This is a genomic window from Streptomyces spongiicola (assembly GCF_003122365.1).
GTDB lineage: Bacteria > Actinomycetota > Actinomycetes > Streptomycetales > Streptomycetaceae > Streptomyces > Streptomyces spongiicola.
The window spans coordinates 6796370-6816898 of the sequence record NZ_CP029254.1; the positions used below are offsets into that span (position 1 = coordinate 6796370).

Sequence of the window (20529 nt, forward strand, 5' to 3'; positions counted from 1 at the left end):
CGGCGGGTACGGGTGACACGCCGGCGGGTAGCGGGTGACGCGGCAGCCGGAGGCCGGGGCGGGGGCTCACCTCGCGGTCCGAAGCCGTCAGCGTTGCCGCGACCGGCTCGGAGCCGACCGGGACCGCTTCACGACCGGTTCGGAGCCGGCTCGGAATTGCTTCACGGCTGGCTCGGAGCCCGACCGGGACCGGCTCGGGACCGCTTCACGACCGGTTCGGCGCCCGACCGGGACCGGATCCCACTTCGTCGGTGGGCGACCCCCGAAGGATGCCGACGAAGGCGCTGACGCAGGCCGCGTCGCCATCGGGTCGCGTCGCCATCGGGCTGCGGGCTGCGGGCTGCGGGGTGCGCCGGGAGGTCACCACTCGGGAAGCGAAGGGTGGGTGATCCCGCGAGCGGGGTCCTTCCCGGGCGGGCGGGTGTCGTCGACGCGGAACGTGAGACTGCTCATCACCCCCACCACGCCGTCCACCCGCCAGCTCAGCCGGACGGCCACCGGGATGTCGCTGCGGCGCTCCACCCGCCCCGCCAACGTGGCCGTCCCGTTGCGGACCGAGACGACGGCGCTGTGCGGTGGCAGGCGCAGGGCACCGGCCAGCACCTCTTCGACGATCTCCCGGCGGATCTCCTCGTCGGTGCGCAGGAAGACCCGCAGCAGGTCGCGGCGAGTGGCGATGCCGATCAGGCGGTCCTCCTCGTCCACCACGGGCAGTCGCTTGATGTGGTGACGCTCCATCACACGCGCCGCGTCCGCGACGGGTTGCTCCGGGTGCACGGTGATCGCCGGTGTGGACATCAGCCGCCCCGCGGTCATGGCACGGGCCTCGGCGGCGGCGACACGGGCCTGCCGGCGCAGCGCCGGCAGCCGCAGACGGCCGCCCCCGGCTCGCCGCGCCGGCGCCGCCCGCCGGCCGAGCAGGTCGGTCTCGGAGACCACGCCGAGGACCTTGTCATCGGCGTCCACCACCGGCAGGCCGCTGATCCGGTGCCGGGCAAGCAGCCCCGCCACGTCCCCGGACGGCGTCTCCCGGCACGTCCGGACGACCTCGGGGGTCATGACCTCGCCGACCTTGGATGTCTTCACGGCAGTTCCCTTCTCCGCTGGTCACTGTGGGAGGGCCACCCGGGCCACCCGGGCCGCCCGCCGTGGCCCCGCGTGCGGCCGGACCGGGCCGTACGAACCCCCGGATGCGCTCCGGCGCGGGCATGCGGCCGGAGCCGTCGGGCGTGGGCGGTGGGCGTGGGCGGTGGGCCCGGCCGCTGCCGCCCCATGGGGCTGTCCGGGGTGGCCGGCGCCTCGATGCCTCCCCCAGCCTCCCGCGCACCCGGCCGGACGGGGCAGGGCCGACCGGCCCCGGGCTCCTCGGCGAACTTCCCTCCCCTCGCCCGGAGCTGTCCGGTGACGAGACCGCCACGGTGCGCGAGCCGGCGGCGGCTTGACCGGACGGTGCGCCGCCGCTGCGGGAGTGCCGGTCGGCCCCGGCGCCGGCGCCGTCAGGCCCATGCACACGGTGGGCGGCCGGGGGATTCTGGTGGGTGAGAGCAGTGGCGTACCGGATGCGGGAGGCACGATGAGCGGTGTGGTGGTAGTCGGTGTGGACGGGTCGGCGTCGAGTCTCGCCGCGGTCGAGGCCGCGGCACGGGAAGCGCGTTTGCGTGGGGCGGGGTTGCGGGTGGTGCACGCGTTCATCTGGCCCGCGATGGGCGTGCCCCTGGGCCCGTCGCCGATGGGGCCGGCCGAGGGCGGACTGCGGAACATGGCCGAGCGGTACGTGGCCGAGGCCGTCGAGCGGGCGCGCGCCGCGGAACCGGGGGTCGAGGTCAGCGACGCCGTGGTGACGGGCGAGCCGCTGACGGTCCTGGAGGCGCAGTCGCGAGCGGCCGAGCTGGTGGTGGTCGGGTCCCGCGGCATGGGCGGGTTCGTCGGGCTGCTGGTCGGGTCGACCGCCGTACATCTGGCGGCACACGGCCGGTGCCCGGTGCTGGTCGTGCGTGAGCAGCCGGCTGCGGAGGGCCCCATCGTGCTGGGTGCCGACGGCTCGACGGCGGGCGAGGCGGCGGTGGACTTCGCGTTCGCGGAGGCCGAGCTGCGGAAGGCGCCTCTGGTGGCGCTGCACGCCTGGACCACGTGGAACGCGCTGATGCCCGCACCGAAGGACCCGTCGATGCCGTATGCGAACCCGCAGGGCGCCCTCGCCGGGGAGGAGGAGCGCCTGCTGTCCGAGGCGCTCGCCGGCCACCAGGAGCGCTACCCGGGCGTGGTGGTGGAACACAGGGCGGTGCACGGAGCGACCCGGACGGCGCTGATCGAGGCGAGCCGGTCCGCCCAGCTGGTGGTCACCGGTGCCCGTGGCCGGGGCGGCTTCACCGGGCTGCTGCTCGGCTCGGTCAGCCAGGCGCTGCTGCACCACGCCCACTGCCCGGTCGCGGTGGTACGCGCAGCGGTCGCGCGGCACTGACCCTGCCGCGGTAGGCGCCGGGCCGTGGGCTCGGCCCGCCGGTGCACCGGACCGGCAGGGGTCGCGGGGTGCCCGAGACGTCGTGCGGAAGGCTTCCGAGCGGCGCGGCGGGTGATCGGTGTCCTCGGCACCCGGAGGGACCCGACAGGGCCGACCGGCCCCCCGGGACGGACTGAAGGCCCCTGGGCACACCGGACCGGCTGCACCGAGTCTGGAAGCCGAAGGACCACACGTCGGCGATGGTCCGGAACGGGAGTATCCAGTGAGTGACCCAGTCGTTGACCCGGTGATCGTGGGCGTGGACGGCTCCCCCTCCAGCACGGGCGCGGTCGAGGTCGCGGCCCGCGAGGCTCAGCTGCGCGGTGCGGGGCTGCGGATCGTGCACGCGTTCGACAGGGTGCCCGAACCCCTGCCGGTCGTCGGCGCACCACCGTGGAACCCCGCCGATCACGGCCTGGAGCCGATGGCGTGGGAGGCACTGGCGGGCACCGAGGAGCGGGCGCGCGCGATCGCGCCGGACATCCGGATCACCCGCTCGATGGTGGCCGGAGACGCGCTCGAGGTGCTGGAGACCGAGTCTCGGTCCGCGTCGCTGGCGGTGGTCGGCAGCCGGGGCACGGGCAGGTTCGCCGGTCTGCTGGTGGGTTCGACGGCGGTGCATCTTGCCGCCCACGGCCGGTGCCCGCTGATGGTGGTCCGGGGCCGCCCCGATCCGGCCGGTGCGGTGGTACTCGCCGTGGACGGCTCCGAAGCCGGCGAGGCGGCGGTGGAGTTCGCGTTCACCGAGGCGGCGTTGCGCGGGGCGCCGCTTGTCGCCGTGCATGTGTGGAACACCTGGAGCGAGGGCGCCTACGAGGGCCCCGGCGACCCCCTGACCGCGGTGGTGACGGACGTCGAGCGTATCCGCGAGGCCGAACAGCGGCTGCTGGACGAGACGGTGGCCAGCTGGCAGAAGGCCCATCCGCGGGTCGTGGTGGAGCGGCGCCTGGTGCGCTCCCGGATTCGCCCGGCCCTGATCGACGCCAGTCGCGGCGCGCAGCTGGTGGTGACCGGTGCCCGTGGCCGGGGCGGCTTCACCGGGCTGCTGCTCGGCTCGGTCAGCCAGGCGCTGCTGCACCACGCCCACTGCCCCGTCGCCATCGTCCGCGGCAAGGAGTGACCGTGCCCGAGCGGCGGTACGCGGCCGGGGGAGCCCACCCTGCCGGCGCGGAAGTCCGCGCGGAAGTCCGCTCGGAAGTCCGCGCGGCCGGACGCCCGGCCGGACGCCAGGGTGCCTCGCCCGTGGAGCCGCCCGTGCGGCCGCCCGGCCCCGAGACGGCTGGACCGAGACGGCGGGCCCGGGCCGCCGGGGCCGGGCCGCCGGGGCCGAACGGGCTTCCGCGACGGGATCCCCCCTCCGCGCGGACCCTCCGGCGCGTGCGCGGGTATTGCTCCCCGTCGACGCGGGGATGGCCCCAGCCCTCCGGGCGCGGGCGCGGGGGTGGCCGGGAGCCGGGAGAAGGCCGGGCGAGGGGGCGGCCGGCGACGGCGGGGCCACAGGCCGGACCGCGCATCGCGGCACCACCGGCCCAGCGCTTCCGTGCCCGGCGGGCGACCGGGTCCGGTACGGCCGTCCGGTACGGGCGTCCGGCACGGGCGTCCGGTACGAGCGGGAACGCGGGCCCGCCGGAGCGAAAGGGGCCGGTCGGCCCTGGCCGTTCGGCCCCGGAACCACGCAAGATCTGTGACAGGCGAGAACCGGCCCCGCGGACAGGGGTCTCCGGTTCCCGAGACAGACGACACAGGACTGGAGCCGTCGATGGCGGACAGCGAGCACCCCGGTAGCGACAACCCCATCCGCGTCTTCCTCATGGACGACCACGAGGTGGTGCGGCGCGGTGTGCGCGACCTGCTGGACGACGAGCCGGACATCACCGTGGTCGGCGAGGCGGGCACGGCGGAGCAGGCCCTCGCGCGGGTTCCCGCGCTGCGCCCGCAGGTGGCCGTGCTCGACGTGCGCCTGCCCGACGGCGACGGGGTGACCGTCTGCCGCGAGCTGCGCTCACGCATGCCGGAACTGTCCTGCCTGATGCTGACCTCGTTCGACGACGAGGAAGCCCTGCTCGACTCGATCATGGCCGGCGCCTCCGGATACGTGCTGAAGCAGATCCAGGGCACGGGTCTGGTCTCGGCCGTCCGCACCGTGGCCGCCGGCCAGTCCCTGCTCGACCCGAGCGCCACCGCCAGGCTGATGACCCGGCTGCGTCAGGGCCAGGAGCCCGAGCCCGAGCCGGACGCCCTGCCGGGGCTGACCGAGCGGGAGCGGGAGATCCTGGCCCTGATCGGTGAGGGGCTGACCAACCGCCAGATCGGCCGGCGGCTCTACCTCGCCGAGAAGACGGTCAAGAACCACATCTCCCGCCTGCTGGCCAAGCTTGGTGTGGAGCGGCGTGTCCAGGCCGCGGTCATCGCCACCCAGGCGCAGGAAAGGCAGAAGCACGACGTCCACTGATCCGTACGGAGACGTCAGGAGTCCCGACGACGGGCTGAGTACCCGGCGAAGGGACGACCATCAGCACCACGGCGGCACCGCAGCCACTCCGACGGGTTCCGCGATCGCGCGATCGGAACGGCCGCGCCGGCCGTCCGATCGCGCCGGCCGTCCGATCGTGCACGTACGATGCCGGGCAGCCGCGGAGAGGCCCCGCCCGGCAGGTTCCGCCCGGCAGGTTCCGCCGAACCCGCACCCGGGGCCACCTCACTGCGCGCCGGGTGCTCTCCCGAGTTCGCGCCCGGTGACCATCTCCGACTCGATCCGTACGAACACCCCGTCCCGCAACGGCATCCAGGACCTGGGACCGGTCCGTGAAAGCCGCTCGTGCTCGGCGGGATCGGTCACCAGGGTGGCCAGCCCGGTGACGACCACGCTCCAGCCGGACCGGGTGGCGGCGTCGAACTCGTCGGCCTCGAAGGCGACCACGGCGCCGTCGACGGCCCTTACGAGATCCGAGGCGGGCGAGGTGCACATCAGCACGGAGGCGTCCGCGTCCAGGCGGAAGTTGACGGGGAGGACCGCGGGAAGTGCCTGCCGGGTGTACACCACACGGCCCACCGGCACCTCGGCCAGCAGCCGCAGGCACTCCCGCCGGTCGAGTACGCGAAAGCCGTCCGTATGGAACATCGGTCCATCGTCCCCCCGGGTGCCGTGAGGGGGCTAGGGCCGACCGGCCCTAGCCCCCTCGTGAACGGCGTTGCCGTGTCGGGCAGTCCGGACCTTCGGGCCCGCTGGACCACTCGCGCCCGGCGAGGGGTCCCTGCGCAATGCCGGGCACTCACCGGCGAGGTGCATGCGCCTCGCCTGGGCGCGGGGCGTCAGGCTGGTGTCCGCGCGGGCAGCGGCACCGTCCATTCCGCGACGGCGCCGGTGGGCCGGTTCGCGGTGAGGGCGAAGCTGCCGCCGAGACCGGTGGCGCGCCGGACGAGGTTGTCCAGGCCGCTGCGACGGGTGACGGCCGGGTCGATTCCCCTGCCGTTGTCGGCGACGCGCAGCCGCAGCCGTGAGCCGTCGGTCTCGGCGGTCACCTCGACGGCGGTCGCCCGGGCATGCCGGGCGGTGTTCGAGAGGGCCTCGCGCAGCACCGCCAGCAACTGCTCGGCATGACCGTCGGGGACGTCCGTGTCCAGCAGGCCGGTCATGCGCAGGGCGGGGGCGAAGCCGAGCACGGTGGCGGCCCGGTCGGTCTCGGCCAGCAGCTTCCCGCGCAGTCCGCCGCGGCCGTCGGCACGGTCACGCTCGCGCAGTGCGTAGATCGTGCCGCGCACGGTCTTGATGGTGTCGTCGAGGTCGTCGACCACGCGCTGCACCCGCTCGGCCACCTGCGGCCGGTCGGCGACCCGGCCCAGGACCGAGTTCAGCGTCAGCCCGGACGCGAACAGCCGCTGGATGGCCAGGTCGTGCAGGTCGCGGGCGATGCGGTCCCGGTCGCTCAGGACCATGAGGTGCTCGGCCTCGCGCCGGTGCTCGGCGATCTCCAGGGCGAGCGCGGCCTGGTCGGCGAAACCGCTGATCATGGTCACGGTGGCGTCGGTGAACTCCGTGCCGCCCGGCAGGTTCGCGACCTGCAGGACGCCGCGCACGTGCTCGGCCCCGCCCAGGGGGAGCAGGAATCCGGGGCCCAGGCCGATTCGTGACGCGGAGCCGCCCCCGCCCTGGGGCTCCTCCGACAGGGCGCTGCTCATGAACCGCCGGTTGGAGTGGTAGACCTGCGCGGCCAGTGTGGCGGCCGGCAGCACGAGCCCGTGTACGTGCTCGGCGAGTTCGCCCTCGGCGGCCTCGACCACCAGTTCGCCGCCGCCGTCGAACGGGACCGCCAGTGTCACCAGATCGGCACCGGACAGCGCTCTGACCGTGGCGGCGATCTGGTGCAGGACCTGTTCCGTGCCGGTGCCCGACAGCAGGTTGCGGGTCAGCTCGCTGCTCGCCGCCAGCCGCAGCTCGCGGTGCCGGGATTCCTCGTACAGGCGGGCATTGCCGATCGCGACGCCGGCCGCGGCGGCCAGGGTGCGCAGCACCGCCTCGTCGTCGTCGTCGAACTCCGCCCCGCCCCGCTTGTCGGTCAGGTACAGGTTGCCGAAGACCTGATCACGCACGCGCACCGGCGCACCGAGGAACGTCGTCATCGGCGGGTGCCCCTCGGGGAAGCCGACGGAGCCGGGATGCCGGCCCAGGTCGGCCAGGCGCAGCGGCTCCGGCTCCTTGATCAGCAGTCCCAGGATGCCCTGGCCCTCGGGGTAGTGGCCGATCGCCTCGATCGTGTCCTCGTCCATGCCGACCGTGATGAACCGCCGGATCCTCCCCTCCTCGCCCAGCACGCCGAGGGCCCCGTACCGGGCGTCCACCAGGGTCACGGCGGACTCGGTGATGCGGCGCAGCACGACGTCGAGATCCAGATCGGTGCCGATGGAGAGGACCGCGTCCAGCAGCGTATGCACCCGGTCCCGTGTCGCGCGGACCTGCTCCACCTGTGCCTGAAGGCCCTCCAGCAGCTCATCCAGCCGTAGCTGGGGTGCCGTGGGAACGTCCTTCCGCCCCGGCACCGGACTCTCCGCCATCCCCGCCCCTTCCGCACACGCCGCCGACCCATCATGCCCGAACGGCCCTGCCGCCGCCCGGGCGCATCCGGTCGGCAGCCTCGGAGCCGATGCCCGAGGCTTCCGGCGGGAGATCGCTGACGCGGCCGTCGCGGCGGCGGGATCCCGCGCGTCGAGGCTCACCGACCCGTCGGCGGGGTGAGGCGGCTCATCGGTCCGTCGGCCGGGAGGGGGCGGCTCACCGGTCCCTCGGCCGGGAGGGGGCGGCTCACCGGTCCGTCGGCCGGGTGAGGAGGACTCCTCGGGGACCGCCTCCGGCCGGTGCCGAGCCCGGGCGCCGACCGTACCCGCCCGCGGGGCCGCGGGTGCGCACGGGCCCGAACCGGCCCGCACATCCGCGGGGCCGCGGTCGAGTGCGGTGACCGTAAGGCGGTCGGGGCGGCCCGCTCCCGTACCGGCGGTGTGTGCGCACCGCGAGGGCCGGGGCAGCAGGGCCTCCGGTGTCGGCCTCGGCCGACGGCACGACGAGACCGGGCCGATCGCCGACGGCGCCTTGGGCCGGAGCACGGCCGCGGCTACCGGCGGGTGCGGATCAGCAGGTACAGGAAGTACGGCGTCCCGATCACCGCGGTCATCAGGCCGGCGCCGAGCTGCGCCGGGGCGATCACGGTGCGGCCCAGCAGGTCCGCGACGCACACCAGCGAGGCCCCGAGAAGCACGGCCACCGGCACCACCCGCACATGCCGCCGGCCCACCAGCGCCCGCGCCGCGTGCGGGGCCACGAGCCCCACGAAGCCGATCGTGCCGGCGGCGGCGACGGCGGCGGCCGCGAGCAGCACGCTCAGTACGAGGAATCCCAGCCGCCCCCGCGCCGGATCGAGCCCGAGCAGCCTCGGGGTGTCCTCGTCCAGCGACACCAGGTCCAGTTCGGTGCGCCGGACCACCGCGACCGACCCGGCCACGGCCAGTACGGCCGCCAGCGGGACCACGTCGACCGGGTTCCGCCCGTACGTCGAACCCGACAGCCAGGTGAGCGCCTTCGTCGCGTTGAACGGGTCGGTGAGGACGATCAGGAGACTGATGACCGCGGCACTGCCGGTGGCGACACCGAAGCCGACGAGTACGAGCCGGTTCTGCCGGAAGCCGCCCCGCGCGGCGAGTCCGAAGACGACGACGGAACTGGCCGCGGCGCCGGCGAACGCCGCCCCGGCCACGCTCCACGATCCGGCCGAGGCCACCGTCGTCACCAGGAGCACGGCACCGAGCGCCGCCCCTCCGGAGACGCCCAGGATGGCGGGTTCGGCCAGCGGATTGCGGGTCACGGCCTGCACCAGCGTCCCGGCGAGGGCGAGCGCGGCGCCCGCGCACAGGGCCGCGAGGACCCGGGGCACCCGGGTGTCCAGGACGAACCCGACCGTGCGACCGGCCCTGCCCTGGGCCCAGTTCACCACGTCGCCGAGCAGCAGTTTGCTGTCGCCCAGCAGTACCGCGGCGATCGCCACGCCCGCGAGCACGGCGACCAGCACGGCCGTGGTGGTCAGGAAGACGGCCCGGCTCCGGATGCGCAGCCGGTCGGCGGCAGCGGCCCCCGCACCGCCCGCATCCCTGACCCGGGCGGCCATCACGACCAGGAACAGTGCGCCGACGAGGCTGGTGGCCACGCCCGTCGGCACGGCGACCGCCACGTCGGCGGGCACCACGGCACGCAGCAGCACATCCGACCCGAGGACCAGCACCGCACCGGCCAGACCGGCGACGGGTATGCCCGCACGCGCCCGGGAGTACGCCCGGAACCGGCGCGCGAGCGGCCGTACCAGGGCCGGGGCGCACAGTCCCACGAACCCGATCGGCCCGGCGAGGGTGACCGCCGCCGCCGAGAGCAGCGCGGCGAGCACGACCACCGTGACCCGGGTCGCCCGGACGGGGACGCCGAGCCCGCGCGCCGCGTCCTCGCCGAGCGCCAGGGCGTCCAGCCTGCGCGCCACGAGCAGCAGCCCGACGAGGCCGATCACGCCGAGTGGCGCCATCTGAAGCACGCCGTCGAAGCCGTTCTGCGAGATGCTGCCCTGGTTCCAGCGGTAGAGCCCCTCCGTCTGCTGCGGGAAGAGCAGCAGCAGGCTCTCGGTGACGGCGGTCAGCCCCAGCATCAGGGCGCTGCCGGCGAGGACGAGCCGCACGGTGCCGGTGCCCAGGCCCGACAGCCCGAGCACCACGGCCGCCGCCGCCAGACCGCCGGCGAACGCCACGCCTGAGGAGGCGACGAGCGGCAGCGAGACCCCGGTGACGGTGGCCAGGCCCAGGGCCAGATAGGAGCCGGCGTTCACCGCCAGGGTGTCGGGGGAGGCGAGCACGTTGCGGCTCACCGCCTGGAGCGCGGCGCCCGCCATGCCGAGCACGGCCCCGACGAGCAGCCCCGCGGCCATGCGGGGGAGCCGGGAGGCGATGACCACGGACGCGTCGCCCGGCTCGGCGCGACCGGTGAGCGCCTTCCACACCTCGGGCGCGCCGACGGCGGCCGTGCCCTGGGTGATGTCGACGACCGCGAGGACCGCGACGAGGAGGACCAGTGCGGCCGTCACCGCGGCCGCGCCCGTCCGGGACGGGGCGGCCGGCGGACGGGTGGCGGGCGGGGAAGCGGTGACGGCCATCGGTGCTACTTCGTCAGCGCCTGGACCGCGGCGTCGACGTACTTCCCCATCGACTCGGGGCCGCCGAACATCCAGATGCCGTCGGGCAGCCGGTGGACGTCGCCCTTCTTCACGAAGGGCAGCGACTTCCACACCGGGTCCTCGGCGAGCACGCCGTTGAAGGGAGTGCTCGCCTTGTCGCCGTCGCTGCCGATGTAGGCGAACTGCACGTCGCCGAGCTTGGTGAGGCCCTCGACGTCGGTCGCGGCCAGCCCGTATCCCGGGTCGCCCTCGACCGTCCAGGCGTTCTTCAGGCCGATCCTCTCGTTGACGGCGCCGATGAGCGAGCCGCTCGTGTACGGCCTGATCGAGACCTGGTTGGAGACGACATAGCCGTCGGCGAAGGCGTACGGGGTGCCGGCAAGTCCGGCGTCGGCGAGGGTCTTCCTGCCCTCGGCGAGCTTCGCCTCGAAGTCCTTCTTGAGCGTCTCCGCCTGCTCCGTGGTGCCGGTGGCCTTCGCGATCAGGTCGAGGTTCCCGGTCATCCGCCCGATGGGGTCCGCCGCGTCCGCCGCGCGCACCTCCAGTACCGGCGCGACCTTGCGCAGCTGCTTCACCGCGGCCGGCGGCAGATCGCTGGTGGCGACGATCAGGTCCGGCGACAGGGACGCGATCGTGTCCATGCTCGGCTCGCCGCGGGTGCCGATGTCCCTGGGCTCGTTCTTCAACGGTACGGCGGTGTCCCAGGTCGTGTAGCCCTTGACGTCCGCGACGCCGACGGGGTCGACGCCCAGCGACACCAGGCTCTCGACGACGTTCCACTCCGTTCCGGCGACCTTCTCGGCGGGGCCGTCGAGCGTCACCTTCGCGCCGGTGGCGTCGGTGAGGGTGATCGGCTCCGCGGCCTTCTTCGCGTCGCCGTCGGCGGCGGGCTCCGTCGTCCCGCAGGCGGTCAGGGCGAGGGCCGCCGCGGTCGCGACCGCGGCGGTGGGGATGATGCGTCTCATGAGGTGGTACTGAGCCTTTCGGTTCGCGAGTGGTGCCGGCCGATGGCGCGGGTGCGCAGCCGGCCCGTCAGGGGATCGGTGTCGACCTCGACGCGGATGCCGTACGCGTCGGTCAGCCGCTGCGCCGTGAGGACCTCCTCGGGGAGGCCTTCGGCGACGACCCGGCCCTCGTGGAGCAGCACGATCCGGTCGGCGACGGCCGCGGCCTGGTCGAGGTCGTGGAGCACCGCGCCGACGGCGATCCCGTGGACGTCAGCGAGGTCGCGGACGAGGTCGAGGAGTTCGACCTGGTAGCGCAGGTCGAGGTAGGTGGTCGGTTCGTCGAGCAGCACCACCCCGGTGTCCTGGGCGAGGCAGCAGGCGAGCCACACCCGCTGCAACTGCCCTCCGGAGAGATGCTCCGCTCCCCGGTGGGCGAGTTCGGCGACGCCGCTCAGGGCGAGCGCGCGGTCCACCGCGGCCCGGCCGCCCGGGTCCGACGTACCCCAGCGGCTCCGGTACGGGTACCGGCCGAACTCGACGACGTCGCGCACGGTGAGCCCACCTGGTGTGGGACGCCCCTGCGTCAGCAGCGCGACGTGGCGGGAGAACTGCCGCGGGGTCAGGGCGAGCCCGTCCGTGTCGGCGTCGATGACGATGTCCGCCGTCCTGGGTCGTTGCAGCCGCGCCAGGGTGCGCAGCAGCGTCGACTTCCCGCTGCCGTTCGGCCCCACCAGCACGGTCACCTCGCCGGGCCGCAGCGTCAGGGACGCGTCGTGCACGACGTCGACACGTTCGTATGCCACGGTGACACCCGTGGCCGACAGCTCATGACCGCGGGACCCTGGGGCCGTGTTCTCCTCACCGACTCTCACGACGCAAGGTTAGCCTAACCTAATGATCGCCCCCAAGGGGGGTGAGTGTGGGGGCACAAGAGGGAGACCGGCCATATCTGCCCGAAAGCGTGATGCGGGGTGGGCGGGCGCCGGATCCGCACAGCGGCCTGATCGGCCGAGTTCACCGGACGCGGCCGGGCGACGCGCGACCGTCGGGGCAGGGAGGCTGTCTGGACGGGGAGGCTGTTTGGACGGGGAGGCTGTTTGGACGGGGAGGCTGTCTGGACGGGGAGGAGGGCAGCCGGGGGCCGATCGCGGGGAGCGGCGGCCGGGCAGGCGGGCCGGCGGACCCGCTCGCGGACGGGGCGGCCGCCGGCCGTCCGGCGCCTTCCTGCCCGGTGCGCTCTGCGGTGGAGACGGCTGCCCATCCGGGCGCGGGGCGTACTCACCCTGGCCGCGTCCGGTCCCGAACTCCCCTGCAGGGTGCGCAGGTTCGCGCTTCGCCGTGGCGAGGCGGGCTGACCCGCCGGGCGCCCACCGGCCGGCCGGCCGCCGGTCGGCTCGCCCGCGCTCGCCCGAGGCGCCCGGCCGGTACGCCGCCAGCCCGTACCGGGCGATACGCCGTGCCGGTACGCCGTCAACCCGTGCCGGGCGATACGCCGTGCCGGTACGCCGCCAGCCCGTATCGGCCGATACGCCGTGCCGGTACGCCGCCAGCCCGTACCGGGCGATACGCCGTGCCGGTACGCCGCCAGCCCGTACCGGGCGATACGCCGTGCCGGTACGCCGCCAGCCCGTACCGGGCGATACGCCGTGCCGGTACGCCGTCAACCCGTACCGGGCGATACGCCGTCAACCCGTACCGGCCGCGACCGGCACCGGCGACCTCCGCCCGCGATTCGCCGATTCGCCGACTCGCCGAGAAGCCGGTTCGGGCCCGGTCCCATCTCGTCACGGCATGCTTCTCCTGCAACCCCCTCTTCCGAGAGAGCGACAACGTGGCCATGCACAAGTCGTCCGAGGCACTCGGCGCGGACATCTACGAAGACGAACTCCCCGTCCGGCGCAGGCGGCCCGGCAACGTGGTCGTGAAGTGGATCACCACCACCGACCACAAGACGATCGGCACGCTCTACATGTCGACGTCGTTCTTCTTCTTCTGCATCGGCGGGCTCATGGCGCTGTACATGCGCGCCGAGCTGGCCCGCCCCGGTGTGCAGATCATGTCGAACGAGCAGTACAACCAGGCGTTCACGATGCACGGCACCGTGATGCTCCTCATCTTCGCGACACCGCTGTTCGCCGGGTTCGCCAACTGGATCATGCCGCTGCAGATCGGCGCTCCCGACGTGGCGTTCCCGCGGCTGAACATGTTCGCCTACTGGCTGTACCTCTTCGGCTCGCTCATCGCGATGGGCGGCTTCCTCACCCCCAACGGCGCCCCGGACTTCGGCTGGTTCGCCTACTCCCCGCTGTCGAGCGCCGTTCACAGCCCGAACGTCGGCGCCGACCTGTGGATCACGGGTCTGGCCTTCTCCGGCCTGGGAACGATCCTCGGCTCGGTCAACTTCATCACCACCATCATCTGCATGCGCGCCCCGGGCATGACGATGTTCCGCATGCCCGTCTTCTGCTGGACCGTGCTGCTGACCGGTGTGCTGGTCCTGCTGGCCTTCCCGGTGCTGGCCGCGGCCCTGTTCGCGCTGGAGGCCGACCGCAAGTTCGGCAGCCACATCTTCGACCCGGCCAACGGCGGCGCGCTGCTGTGGCAGCACCTCTTCTGGTTCTTCGGCCACCCCGAGGTGTACATCATCGCGCTGCCGTTCTTCGGCATCATCTCGGAGGTCATCCCGGTCTTCAGCCGCAAGCCGATCTTCGGCTACATCGGCCTGGTGGCCGCGACCATCGCGATCGCGGGCCTGTCGGTGACGGTGTGGGCGCACCACATGTACGTCACCGGGGCGGTGCTGCTGCCGTTCTTCTCCTTCATGACCTTCCTCATCGCCATCCCCACCGGCGTGAAGATCTTCAACTGGATCGGCACCATGTGGCAGGGCTCGCTGTCCTTCGAGACCCCGATGCTCTGGGCGATCGGCTTCCTGATCACCTTCACCTTCGGCGGTCTGACCGGTGTCATCCTGGCCTCGCCCCCGATGGACTTCCACGTCTCCGACTCCTACTTCGTCGTGGCGCACTTCCACTACGTCGTCTTCGGCACCGTGGTCTTCGCGATGTTCGCCGGATTCCACTTCTGGTGGCCCAAGTTCACCGGCAAGATGCTCGACGAACGACTCGGCAAGATCACCTTCTGGACGCTGTTCATCGGCTTCCAGGCCACCTTCCTGGTCCAGCACTGGCTGGGCGCCGAGGGCATGCCCCGCCGCTACGCCGACTACCTGGCCGCCGACGGCTTCACCGCGCTGAACACCGTCTCCACGATTGGCTCGTTCCTGCTCGGCCTGTCGATCCTCCCCTTCCTCTACAACGTCTGGAAGACCGAGAAGTACGGCGAGAAGATCGAGGTCGACGACCCGTGGGGCTACGGCCGCTCGCTCGAATGGGCGACGTCCTGCCCGCCGCCGCGGCACAACTTCCACACCCTGCCGCGAATCCGCTCCGAATCCCCGGCCTTCGATCTGCACCACCCGGACGTCGCATCGAGCGACCAGGCGAGCCTCACCGGCCACCGGGACGTGTTCGAGCCCGGCCGGGGCGCCGCTCCGCCCCTGGGCGACGACGGCGGCACCCGGTGAACGGCGCGGAGGGCGGCGCAGGCGACAGCGTCGACACGGCGGCGGGCCTCGCCCGGCTGGAGGGCTATCTGATGGCCAACGCCCATGTCCTCGCGGCCCGTACGGCGGCCGAGGGACTCGCCGACCGGATGCCCTGGCTCACGGCCGACGAACGCACCGAACTCGTTCGCCTCGCCACGGCAGACCGCATCCGGGTGTCCCGGGAGCAGTTCGAGGCGGTGGCGGTACGCGCCCGCGAACTGGAGGCCCAGTACGCGGCCCGCTACGACGAACTGCGACGCCGCGTCATGTGCCGCGGGGTCGCCTGCGCGGCCGTCTGCCTCACCCTCTGCACGACCACCGTGGTGCTCGCCGCCCACCGGTGACGGCGCGTGTGCCGGACCCGGCCGTCGGCGCGACGATGGAAGGGAAACGCCGGTGCCGCCGTCCGTGAAGGAGTTCACCGTGGCAGCCGAACACACCACCCCGCACGTCGAGCCGGTCATCTCGCTCTCCACCGCCGGCCGGCGGGCGGAACTGGTCCTGAGCGGGGAGATCGGAGCCGCGGCCCTGCCGGAACTGGAGCAACGCGTCGACGCACCCGCGCTCGCCGGGACCACCGAGTGGGTCGTGGACATGAGCGGCGTCACCCGCCTCGACCTCGCGTGCGCGTACGCGCTCCTGAGGGTGGCCACCCGGACCGAGAGACCCCCGGCCGTGACCGTCCGGGGCGCGCGGCGAGCCGTCCGGCGGACGCTGCACCACGCCGGGCTCACCGCGGTCGCCACGATCACCGAGTGACGGCGGCCGCCGGGTGCCTGCCCCACGGCGGCCTCGCCGGTGCGCCGGCTCGTGGTCCCGTACCGGGTCCCGTACCGGGTCCCGTACCGGGTCCCGTACCGGACGGGCCGTCGTCCCGCACCGGTGCGGGACCACGGCCCGTGTCGACGGGGAGCGGATCAGGGCCGCGGGACCGCCCGGCCACGAGCCTCACGCTGCGCTGTCCCGTGGCGTTGCGGCGGGGCGGTTCAGCTCGGTGCTCACGCTGTCCCGTGGCCTTGCGGCAGGACGGCTCGGCCGGGCTTGGCGTTCCTCCGGAGGGGCCGTGCGCACACCGCGAGAGCCGTGGCCGCGGGACCGTCAGCGGTCACCTGTCCGGCGCGGGGTACGGGTCCCGCCGCCCGGCCGCCGGACCGCGTCCGGCCGCGGCCAGCAGGTGGTGGCGTGTCACACGGGCGCATTCGTGCCAGAAGGGCACAGCGGTCAGGTACGCGCCGAGTGCCGACAGGATTCCGAGGGAGACGTCCACACTGAGCCGTCCCTGCCTGGCCCAGTACACGTCCCGCAGATCGAGGAGCAGGGCGAACTCGTCGGCGATGAGAGCGGTTCCCGAACCGTAGGCGGCGGCGAGGGCCGGATGGCCGACCGCGCGCTCGTCGCCGCGCACGGCGACGAGGCCGACGCACGCCAGGGTCCCGATCCCGAGGTTGTAGTGGTGGAAGTGGCGCCCGGCGGTGGTGATGTTCCCCCAGGGCAGCCATCCCCCGCGGATTCCATGGGTGATCAGCCGGACGGCACCCCATGTGGTGCCGAAGGAGATCCATGTCACGATCAGCGACCTCTTGGTCGGAGTCAGATGCCGGTCCGCCGATTCCCGCCAGCGTGCGGCGAGCCCCTGCCGCGGCCGTTTCCCCCGGCTGGAGGCGTCACCGCCCACGGGTTCGGCGTTCCGGGTTCGGCGGTGCGGGGTCGGACTGCCCCTCCGTGGCCCCGGCCCCTCCTCCGGCACCCAGAGGGGCACCCAGTCCGGCGCCCGGTCCGGCACCCAGGCCGGCGCGGGCGCCGACGGGCCCACCGGCGCCGTCGGGCCCGTGTCGGAACGCCGACGCGACGGCGTTCATGCAGTCGCCGCAGTACTCGTCGCGGTCGTCGGCGGTCGTCGGCTGCCACCCGGCCGTCCGCCCGGCCGTCCCCCCGGCCATCCGGGCGCACAGGGCGTCGCCGTTGCGGTCGAGGGCGTGCCACAGGAGTGTGTTGCCGCTCTCCGCCTCTATTCGTTCAGCGCACATGCTGTACATGGGCCACCTCCGCCCCGGACTCCACCGGGGTCCGGGCTTCCATGAGAGTCCCGGGCCGTTCCGGCCGCCACTCAAACGCCATCGAACGGGTGAAGCGCACGCCCCGGCTGGTGCGGGGCTCCCGGCGGCGGCAGCAACTCACCCGGCCGGCGGCCGGTTCGGCCTGCCGGGGCGGGAGCGCGCCGCGGGCGCGGCGCCCGCGCGGGTGGGGCGCCGCTCGGGCGGGGTGAACCGGCGGACTCCGCGGCGGCAGGTCCCGCGGTCTCCGCCCCGCCCGATCGGAGACCGCCCCCGCGACGGGCGTTTCAGCCGCCGATCGTCGGCGACCCGTCTGGGGACGGACGAACATCCGCGAACGGAGGAGGCGTTCCACGTGGAGTACGAGAACTGGCGTCATGACGCGGCGTGCCGCGACGCGGACCCCGATCTCTTCTTCCCCATCGGCAACAGCGGGCCCGCCCTGCTTCAGGTGGCCGAGGCCAAGGCCGTCTGCCGTCGGTGCCCGGTCCGCGAGCGGTGCCTCGAGTGGGCCATGGCCCACGGCCAGGACTCCGGGGTGTGGGGCGGCCTCGGCGAGGACGAACGGCGCGCCCTGAAGCGCCGGACGGCACGTCGCGGCCGGGGTGCCGGGCACGGCTCCCCCTCGTAGCCGTGCCCGGCACCCCGGGCCCCGCCCGGTACGGACGCGGCCGCAGAAGGCGGTACGGCCGTGGTCATGAGGTCCGCCGGCGTCCGGACGGCACATGGCTCGTGCCGCGTGGTCGTGTCCCGCGTCGTGCAACACCGTTGCGTTCGGCGGGACGCCATCTGCCGCGTCAGGCGGCGTCCGCCCGGTCGCGCCGCCCGGCACGGCCGGCCCGGTGAATCGCCGCGTTGCCGGAGCCATCCGAGTACGTCCGGTACGAGGGTGATCCGCCGCCTCGCGATCGCGCGCACCGGACGCCGCAGGCCCCGCCCTGCGGGCGGCCGGCCCGGCGGTCGCACGATTCCCGCCAAGCCGTCGTCGATCATCACGTACGGTGCGGTCACGAGGGCGTTCAGATGCGTCGTCACGAACGATCATGGATATCCCCGCTTCGTGCCCGCGGGCATCCGGTAGGACTCTGCTAGGTCTCCGGGTGGCCGGGCGGGTCGAGCCGGGCGGTCGGGAGGACGAGCACGGCCGCCAGCAGGACGACGGGCAGCAGGGGTGCCGCCGTTCTCGCCGTGCCGACGGCGAGCGCGCCGAGCGCGGCGCCTGCCGGGATCGCGAGGAGCAGGGCGGCCCTGCTCCAGTCCGGCCTTCGGCGCGCCAGGACATCGGTCAGCACGGCCGTGAGCAGTCCCGTCATGTACGTGGTGGAGACGCCCGGCGGCGCGGTGGCGCGGATCGTCGCGCTCTGGCATCCCATCGCCAGGGCGGCGGCCCCCAGAAGGACGGTCCGCAGCGCTGCGGGAGGGCTGCCGTCCGCCGCGAACCAGCCAGCCAGCACACCGCACAGCAGCAGCATCTCGCCGCCGAGCAGACCTCGCAGGGCGGGCCGGCTCTCCCGTTCACGGCGCTCGCGGTACCGGGCGCCGAGCAGTACGCCCGCGATGTAACCGGTGAGGGCGACGACGGAGTTCGCCGCCAGCCAGGGGTCGGAACCGCCTACCGCGATCCCGACGAGGGCGAGATTGGCCGTCATCACACTGACGAACACTCCGCCGAGGGCCAGGAAGCTGATCGCGTTCAGGGACCCCGCCAGCAGCGTCAGCAGCAGAAAGGGGGCCCGGGGCCGCGGACCTCCACGACCGGCCCGCGACGGCGCGGACGCCTCCATCAGGGCACCTCCCTGGGCATCACCCGGTGGCGTGCGGACGCGGACCGGGCGCCGGCCCGCCCGCGGCCGGCCCGACGAGCCTAAGGGTTGTACCGCCGTCCCCAGTGGATCAGCGCGCGACCGACGGCAGCTGCTCGTAGCCGGTCGTCTGCCGTTTGCCGTTTGCCGCAGGTCGTCGGGCGTCGGGCGTCGGGCGTCGGACATCGGGTGCCGGGTGTCTGCCGCAGGTCGTCGGGCATCGGTTGCGGCGCGCACGCCGCCGTGGATGCTCGGCGTCCACCGGGGCGCGGCCCGCCCGCGTGGCGCATCCGCCGGAGGGCGGCCGATCGGCGCACCTCCGCGCCGGGGAGCGCAGGGCCCTCCGGTGGCCTCCGCGCCCCCGGCGGGTCGCCCGGCCAACACCGCACGTCGGTAACCGCCTTGCCGGGCCGGGCCGCACTTTACGCGCGTCCTGCTGCGTTGACACAAAGCTGTCGGCGTCGCTGCATCAAGCTGACAGCCATCCGCCCGATGTGGGTGCCCCCGCCCTGGCAGGGTCGCACATGGCGAACATCCCCCACTGGTAAGCCACAACAGGGAGCACACATGGACCTGACGTCACTTGCGAAGAGACCGCTCCGCGCCGCCCGGGCCGGCGTCGTCGCCGGACTCGCGACCGTCGCGCTGATGACGACCGCCGGTACCGCCGCCGCCGCGCCCGCCGCGCCCGCCTCGCACACCACCGACGCCGCCGCCACGATCGGAGCGGGCGCCGGGCGGCTTCCGGCGGGACTCCCCACCCCGCAGCAGGCCCCCGGGATCCTCTGCGGCCAGGTCGAGACCGCGGCCCGCGGCGGTGCCGTTCCCGCGGAGGTCCTCGCGCTCTGCAAGCGCGTCAACGGCTGGGACTAGGCGGGCGTGCCGCGATGCGGTTTCAGCTGCTGGGACCGTTGAGCATCACCGACGGTGCCGACAGCGTGGTCCTCCCGCCCTCAAAACCGACCGTTCTCCTCGCCTCCCTGCTGCTGCACGCCAACAGCGTCGTCTCCGTCGAGTACCTCCAGCGCACCATGTGGGGCGAGGAGCAGCCCGCGACCGCCAGAGCGGCACTCCAGACCTGTGTGCTGCGGCTGCGGCGGCTGTTCGTGAAGCACGGCGTGACCGGCGCGCCGATCGAGGCCGTACCCGGCGGCTACCGCATATGCGCGGGGGCGGACTCCCTCGACCTGATCGGCTTCCGGGAGCGGCTGCGCCTTGCCGCGACGTACCCGCACGAACCGGAGAAGGAACTGCACACCCTGGAGGACGCACTGTCGCTGTGGCAGGGGCCGCTGCTGGCGAACGTCCGCTCCGACGTGCTGCTGCGCGACGAGGTGCCCCGGCTCGCGGAGGAGCGGCTGCGCACCGTCGAGAAGGTCTGCGATCTGCAACTCGCCCTGGGACGCTGCGGCGAGGCCCTGGTCACCCTCTGGGGTGCCACCCGCGCCCATCCGGGCCACGAGCGCTTCCGCGAGCAGCTGATCGAGGCGCTGTACCGGAGTGGACGGCAGGCGGAGGCGCTGGCGGAGTACCGGAGGGTCAAGGCGTACCTACGGGCCGAGCTGGGTGTCGACCCGTCCTTGGCGCTGCGGGAACTTGAACTGGCCATCCTGCGCGGCGACGACCTCGGTCGCGCCGCTCCCGCCGGCACCGCGGCTGCCCCGTCGCGGCCGCGGCTCGCGGTGGCGTCCGGCCGAGCGGAGGAGCGGCCGTCACTCACGGCGGGTGCGGTGGGTGCGGTGGGTGCGGTGGGTGCGGCGGGCTCGGCGGCGGTGGGGCCGGTGCCGGATGCCCTCGCGGAGCGGCCGATCGCGGGCCCGCCGCCCGAAGCGGTGCCGGGCCGGCGACCGGCCTGCGCCCCGGCCGACCCCGTACGGCACGCGGCCGCGCCGGTGCCGCTCAGGGATCCCGTCGGTCCG

At 74.0% G+C, this 20529-nt stretch carries 17 protein-coding genes and 1 pseudogene; 9 read left to right on the forward strand and 9 right to left on the reverse strand.

Going from position 1 to position 20529, the window contains the following annotated elements; genetic code table 11:
* Nucleotides 1-360: 360 nt before the first annotated feature.
* Nucleotides 361-1086, reverse strand: coding sequence for a CBS domain-containing protein (locus DDQ41_RS29555; protein ID WP_172607794.1), 726 nt, complete (start codon nt 1084-1086; stop codon nt 361-363).
* 487 nt (nt 1087-1573) lie between these two features.
* Here DDQ41_RS29555 and DDQ41_RS29560 point away from each other — a divergent pair, with 487 nt between their 5' ends.
* The 3 genes from DDQ41_RS29560 (at nt 1574) to DDQ41_RS29570 (ending at nt 4952) form a co-directional block, all read left to right on the forward strand.
* Nucleotides 1574-2461 (forward strand): universal stress protein, encoded by an 888-nt coding sequence (locus tag DDQ41_RS29560; protein WP_109297211.1) that lies wholly within the window; start codon nt 1574-1576, stop codon nt 2459-2461.
* A gap of 286 nt (nt 2462-2747) precedes the next feature.
* Nucleotides 2748-3620: a universal stress protein gene (locus tag DDQ41_RS29565; RefSeq protein WP_109297212.1), complete on the forward strand. Its 873-nt coding sequence runs from the start codon at nt 2748-2750 to the stop codon at nt 3618-3620.
* Nucleotides 3621-4259: 639 nt separating this feature from the next.
* Nucleotides 4260-4952 (forward strand): response regulator, encoded by a 693-nt coding sequence (locus DDQ41_RS29570; RefSeq protein WP_109297213.1) that lies wholly within the window; start codon nt 4260-4262, stop codon nt 4950-4952.
* Between the two features lie 246 nt (nt 4953-5198).
* Here DDQ41_RS29570 and DDQ41_RS29575 read toward each other — a convergent pair whose 3' ends face one another.
* The 5 genes from DDQ41_RS29575 to DDQ41_RS29595 all read right to left on the reverse strand — a co-directional run bounded on the left by DDQ41_RS29575 (nt 5199) and on the right by DDQ41_RS29595 (nt 12019).
* On the reverse strand, nt 5199-5621 hold the full coding sequence (locus tag DDQ41_RS29575) for a pyridoxamine 5'-phosphate oxidase family protein (RefSeq protein ID WP_109297214.1): 423 nt from the start codon (nt 5619-5621) through the stop codon (nt 5199-5201).
* Nucleotides 5622-5812: 191 nt separating this feature from the next.
* Nucleotides 5813-7552 (reverse strand): sensor histidine kinase, encoded by a 1740-nt coding sequence (locus tag DDQ41_RS29580; protein ID WP_109297215.1) that lies wholly within the window; start codon nt 7550-7552, stop codon nt 5813-5815.
* Between the two features lie 554 nt (nt 7553-8106).
* Nucleotides 8107-10179, reverse strand: coding sequence for an iron ABC transporter permease (locus DDQ41_RS29585; protein WP_109297216.1), 2073 nt, complete (start codon nt 10177-10179; stop codon nt 8107-8109).
* 5 nt (nt 10180-10184) lie between these two features.
* Nucleotides 10185-11165, reverse strand: a complete 981-nt coding sequence (locus DDQ41_RS29590) for an iron-siderophore ABC transporter substrate-binding protein (RefSeq protein WP_109297217.1) — start codon at nt 11163-11165, stop codon at nt 10185-10187.
* Nucleotides 11162-12019, reverse strand: a complete 858-nt coding sequence (locus DDQ41_RS29595; RefSeq protein ID WP_109297218.1) for an ABC transporter ATP-binding protein — start codon at nt 12017-12019, stop codon at nt 11162-11164. The genes DDQ41_RS29590 and DDQ41_RS29595 overlap by 4 nt, the downstream gene beginning before the upstream one ends.
* 965 nt (nt 12020-12984) lie before the next feature.
* Here DDQ41_RS29595 and ctaD point away from each other — a divergent pair.
* The 3 genes from ctaD (at nt 12985) to DDQ41_RS29610 (ending at nt 15513) form a co-directional block, all read left to right on the forward strand.
* Complete coding sequence (gene ctaD / locus DDQ41_RS29600) at nt 12985-14733, forward strand: aa3-type cytochrome oxidase subunit I (protein ID WP_109297219.1); 1749 nt, start codon at nt 12985-12987, stop codon at nt 14731-14733.
* Nucleotides 14730-15098, forward strand: a complete 369-nt coding sequence (locus DDQ41_RS29605; protein ID WP_109297220.1) for a hypothetical protein — start codon at nt 14730-14732, stop codon at nt 15096-15098. The genes ctaD and DDQ41_RS29605 overlap by 4 nt, the downstream gene beginning before the upstream one ends.
* A gap of 79 nt (nt 15099-15177) precedes the next feature.
* Nucleotides 15178-15513 carry an STAS domain-containing protein gene (locus DDQ41_RS29610; RefSeq protein ID WP_167450292.1) on the forward strand — a complete coding sequence of 112 codons (336 nt, stop codon included), beginning with the start codon at nt 15178-15180 and terminating at the stop codon, nt 15511-15513.
* 346 nt (nt 15514-15859) lie between these two features.
* Here DDQ41_RS29610 and DDQ41_RS29620 read toward each other — a convergent pair whose 3' ends face one another.
* The gene (locus DDQ41_RS29620) at nt 15860-16321 is read right to left on the reverse strand and encodes a hypothetical protein (protein ID WP_245991427.1); all 462 of its coding nucleotides are present in this window, start codon (nt 16319-16321) and stop codon (nt 15860-15862) included.
* 97 nt (nt 16322-16418) lie between these two features.
* Nucleotides 16419-16781, reverse strand: a complete 363-nt coding sequence (locus tag DDQ41_RS29625; RefSeq protein ID WP_262508614.1) for a hypothetical protein — start codon at nt 16779-16781, stop codon at nt 16419-16421.
* Between the two features lie 382 nt (nt 16782-17163).
* Here DDQ41_RS29625 and DDQ41_RS29630 point away from each other — a divergent pair, with 382 nt between their 5' ends.
* A complete protein-coding gene (locus DDQ41_RS29630; protein WP_109297223.1) occupies nt 17164-17439 on the forward strand; it encodes a WhiB family transcriptional regulator in 276 nt (91 codons plus the stop codon).
* A 457-nt stretch (nt 17440-17896) separates the two neighbouring features.
* Here DDQ41_RS29630 and DDQ41_RS29635 read toward each other — a convergent pair whose 3' ends face one another.
* Nucleotides 17897-18592, reverse strand: a complete 696-nt coding sequence (locus tag DDQ41_RS29635) for a DUF1275 family protein (protein WP_109297224.1) — start codon at nt 18590-18592, stop codon at nt 17897-17899.
* Nucleotides 18593-19177: 585 nt separating this feature from the next.
* Between DDQ41_RS29635 and DDQ41_RS29640 the strand changes: the two genes are divergently transcribed.
* Nucleotides 19178-19483 carry a hypothetical protein gene (locus DDQ41_RS29640; protein ID WP_109297225.1) on the forward strand — a complete coding sequence of 102 codons (306 nt, stop codon included), beginning with the start codon at nt 19178-19180 and terminating at the stop codon, nt 19481-19483.
* A 14-nt stretch (nt 19484-19497) separates the two neighbouring features.
* A pseudogene (locus tag DDQ41_RS33275) lies at nt 19498-20430 on the forward strand (AfsR/SARP family transcriptional regulator); the annotation flags it as partial.
* Nucleotides 20431-20529: the final 99 nt, after the last annotated feature.

Excerpts from the sequence above, each read along its gene's own strand:
- DDQ41_RS29560 (WP_109297211.1), top strand. The coding sequence starts at position 1,574 with ATGAGCGGTGTGGTGGTAGTCGGTGTGGACGGGTCGGCGTCGAGTCTC.
- DDQ41_RS29570 (WP_109297213.1), top strand. The coding sequence starts at position 4,260 with ATGGCGGACAGCGAGCACCCCGGTAGCGACAACCCCATCCGCGTCTTC.
- DDQ41_RS29575 (WP_109297214.1), bottom strand. The coding sequence starts at position 5,621 with ATGTTCCATACGGACGGCTTTCGCGTACTCGACCGGCGGGAGTGCCTG.
- DDQ41_RS29580 (WP_109297215.1), bottom strand. The coding sequence starts at position 7,552 with ATGGCGGAGAGTCCGGTGCCGGGGCGGAAGGACGTTCCCACGGCACCC.
- DDQ41_RS29585 (WP_109297216.1), bottom strand. The coding sequence starts at position 10,179 with ATGGCCGTCACCGCTTCCCCGCCCGCCACCCGTCCGCCGGCCGCCCCG.
- DDQ41_RS29590 (WP_109297217.1), bottom strand. The coding sequence starts at position 11,165 with ATGAGACGCATCATCCCCACCGCCGCGGTCGCGACCGCGGCGGCCCTC.
- ctaD (WP_109297219.1), top strand. The coding sequence starts at position 12,985 with ATGCACAAGTCGTCCGAGGCACTCGGCGCGGACATCTACGAAGACGAA.
- DDQ41_RS29625 (WP_262508614.1), bottom strand. The coding sequence starts at position 16,781 with ATGTGCGCTGAACGAATAGAGGCGGAGAGCGGCAACACACTCCTGTGG.
- DDQ41_RS29635 (WP_109297224.1), bottom strand. The coding sequence starts at position 18,592 with ATGGAGGCGTCCGCGCCGTCGCGGGCCGGTCGTGGAGGTCCGCGGCCC.
- DDQ41_RS29640 (WP_109297225.1), top strand. The coding sequence starts at position 19,178 with ATGGACCTGACGTCACTTGCGAAGAGACCGCTCCGCGCCGCCCGGGCC.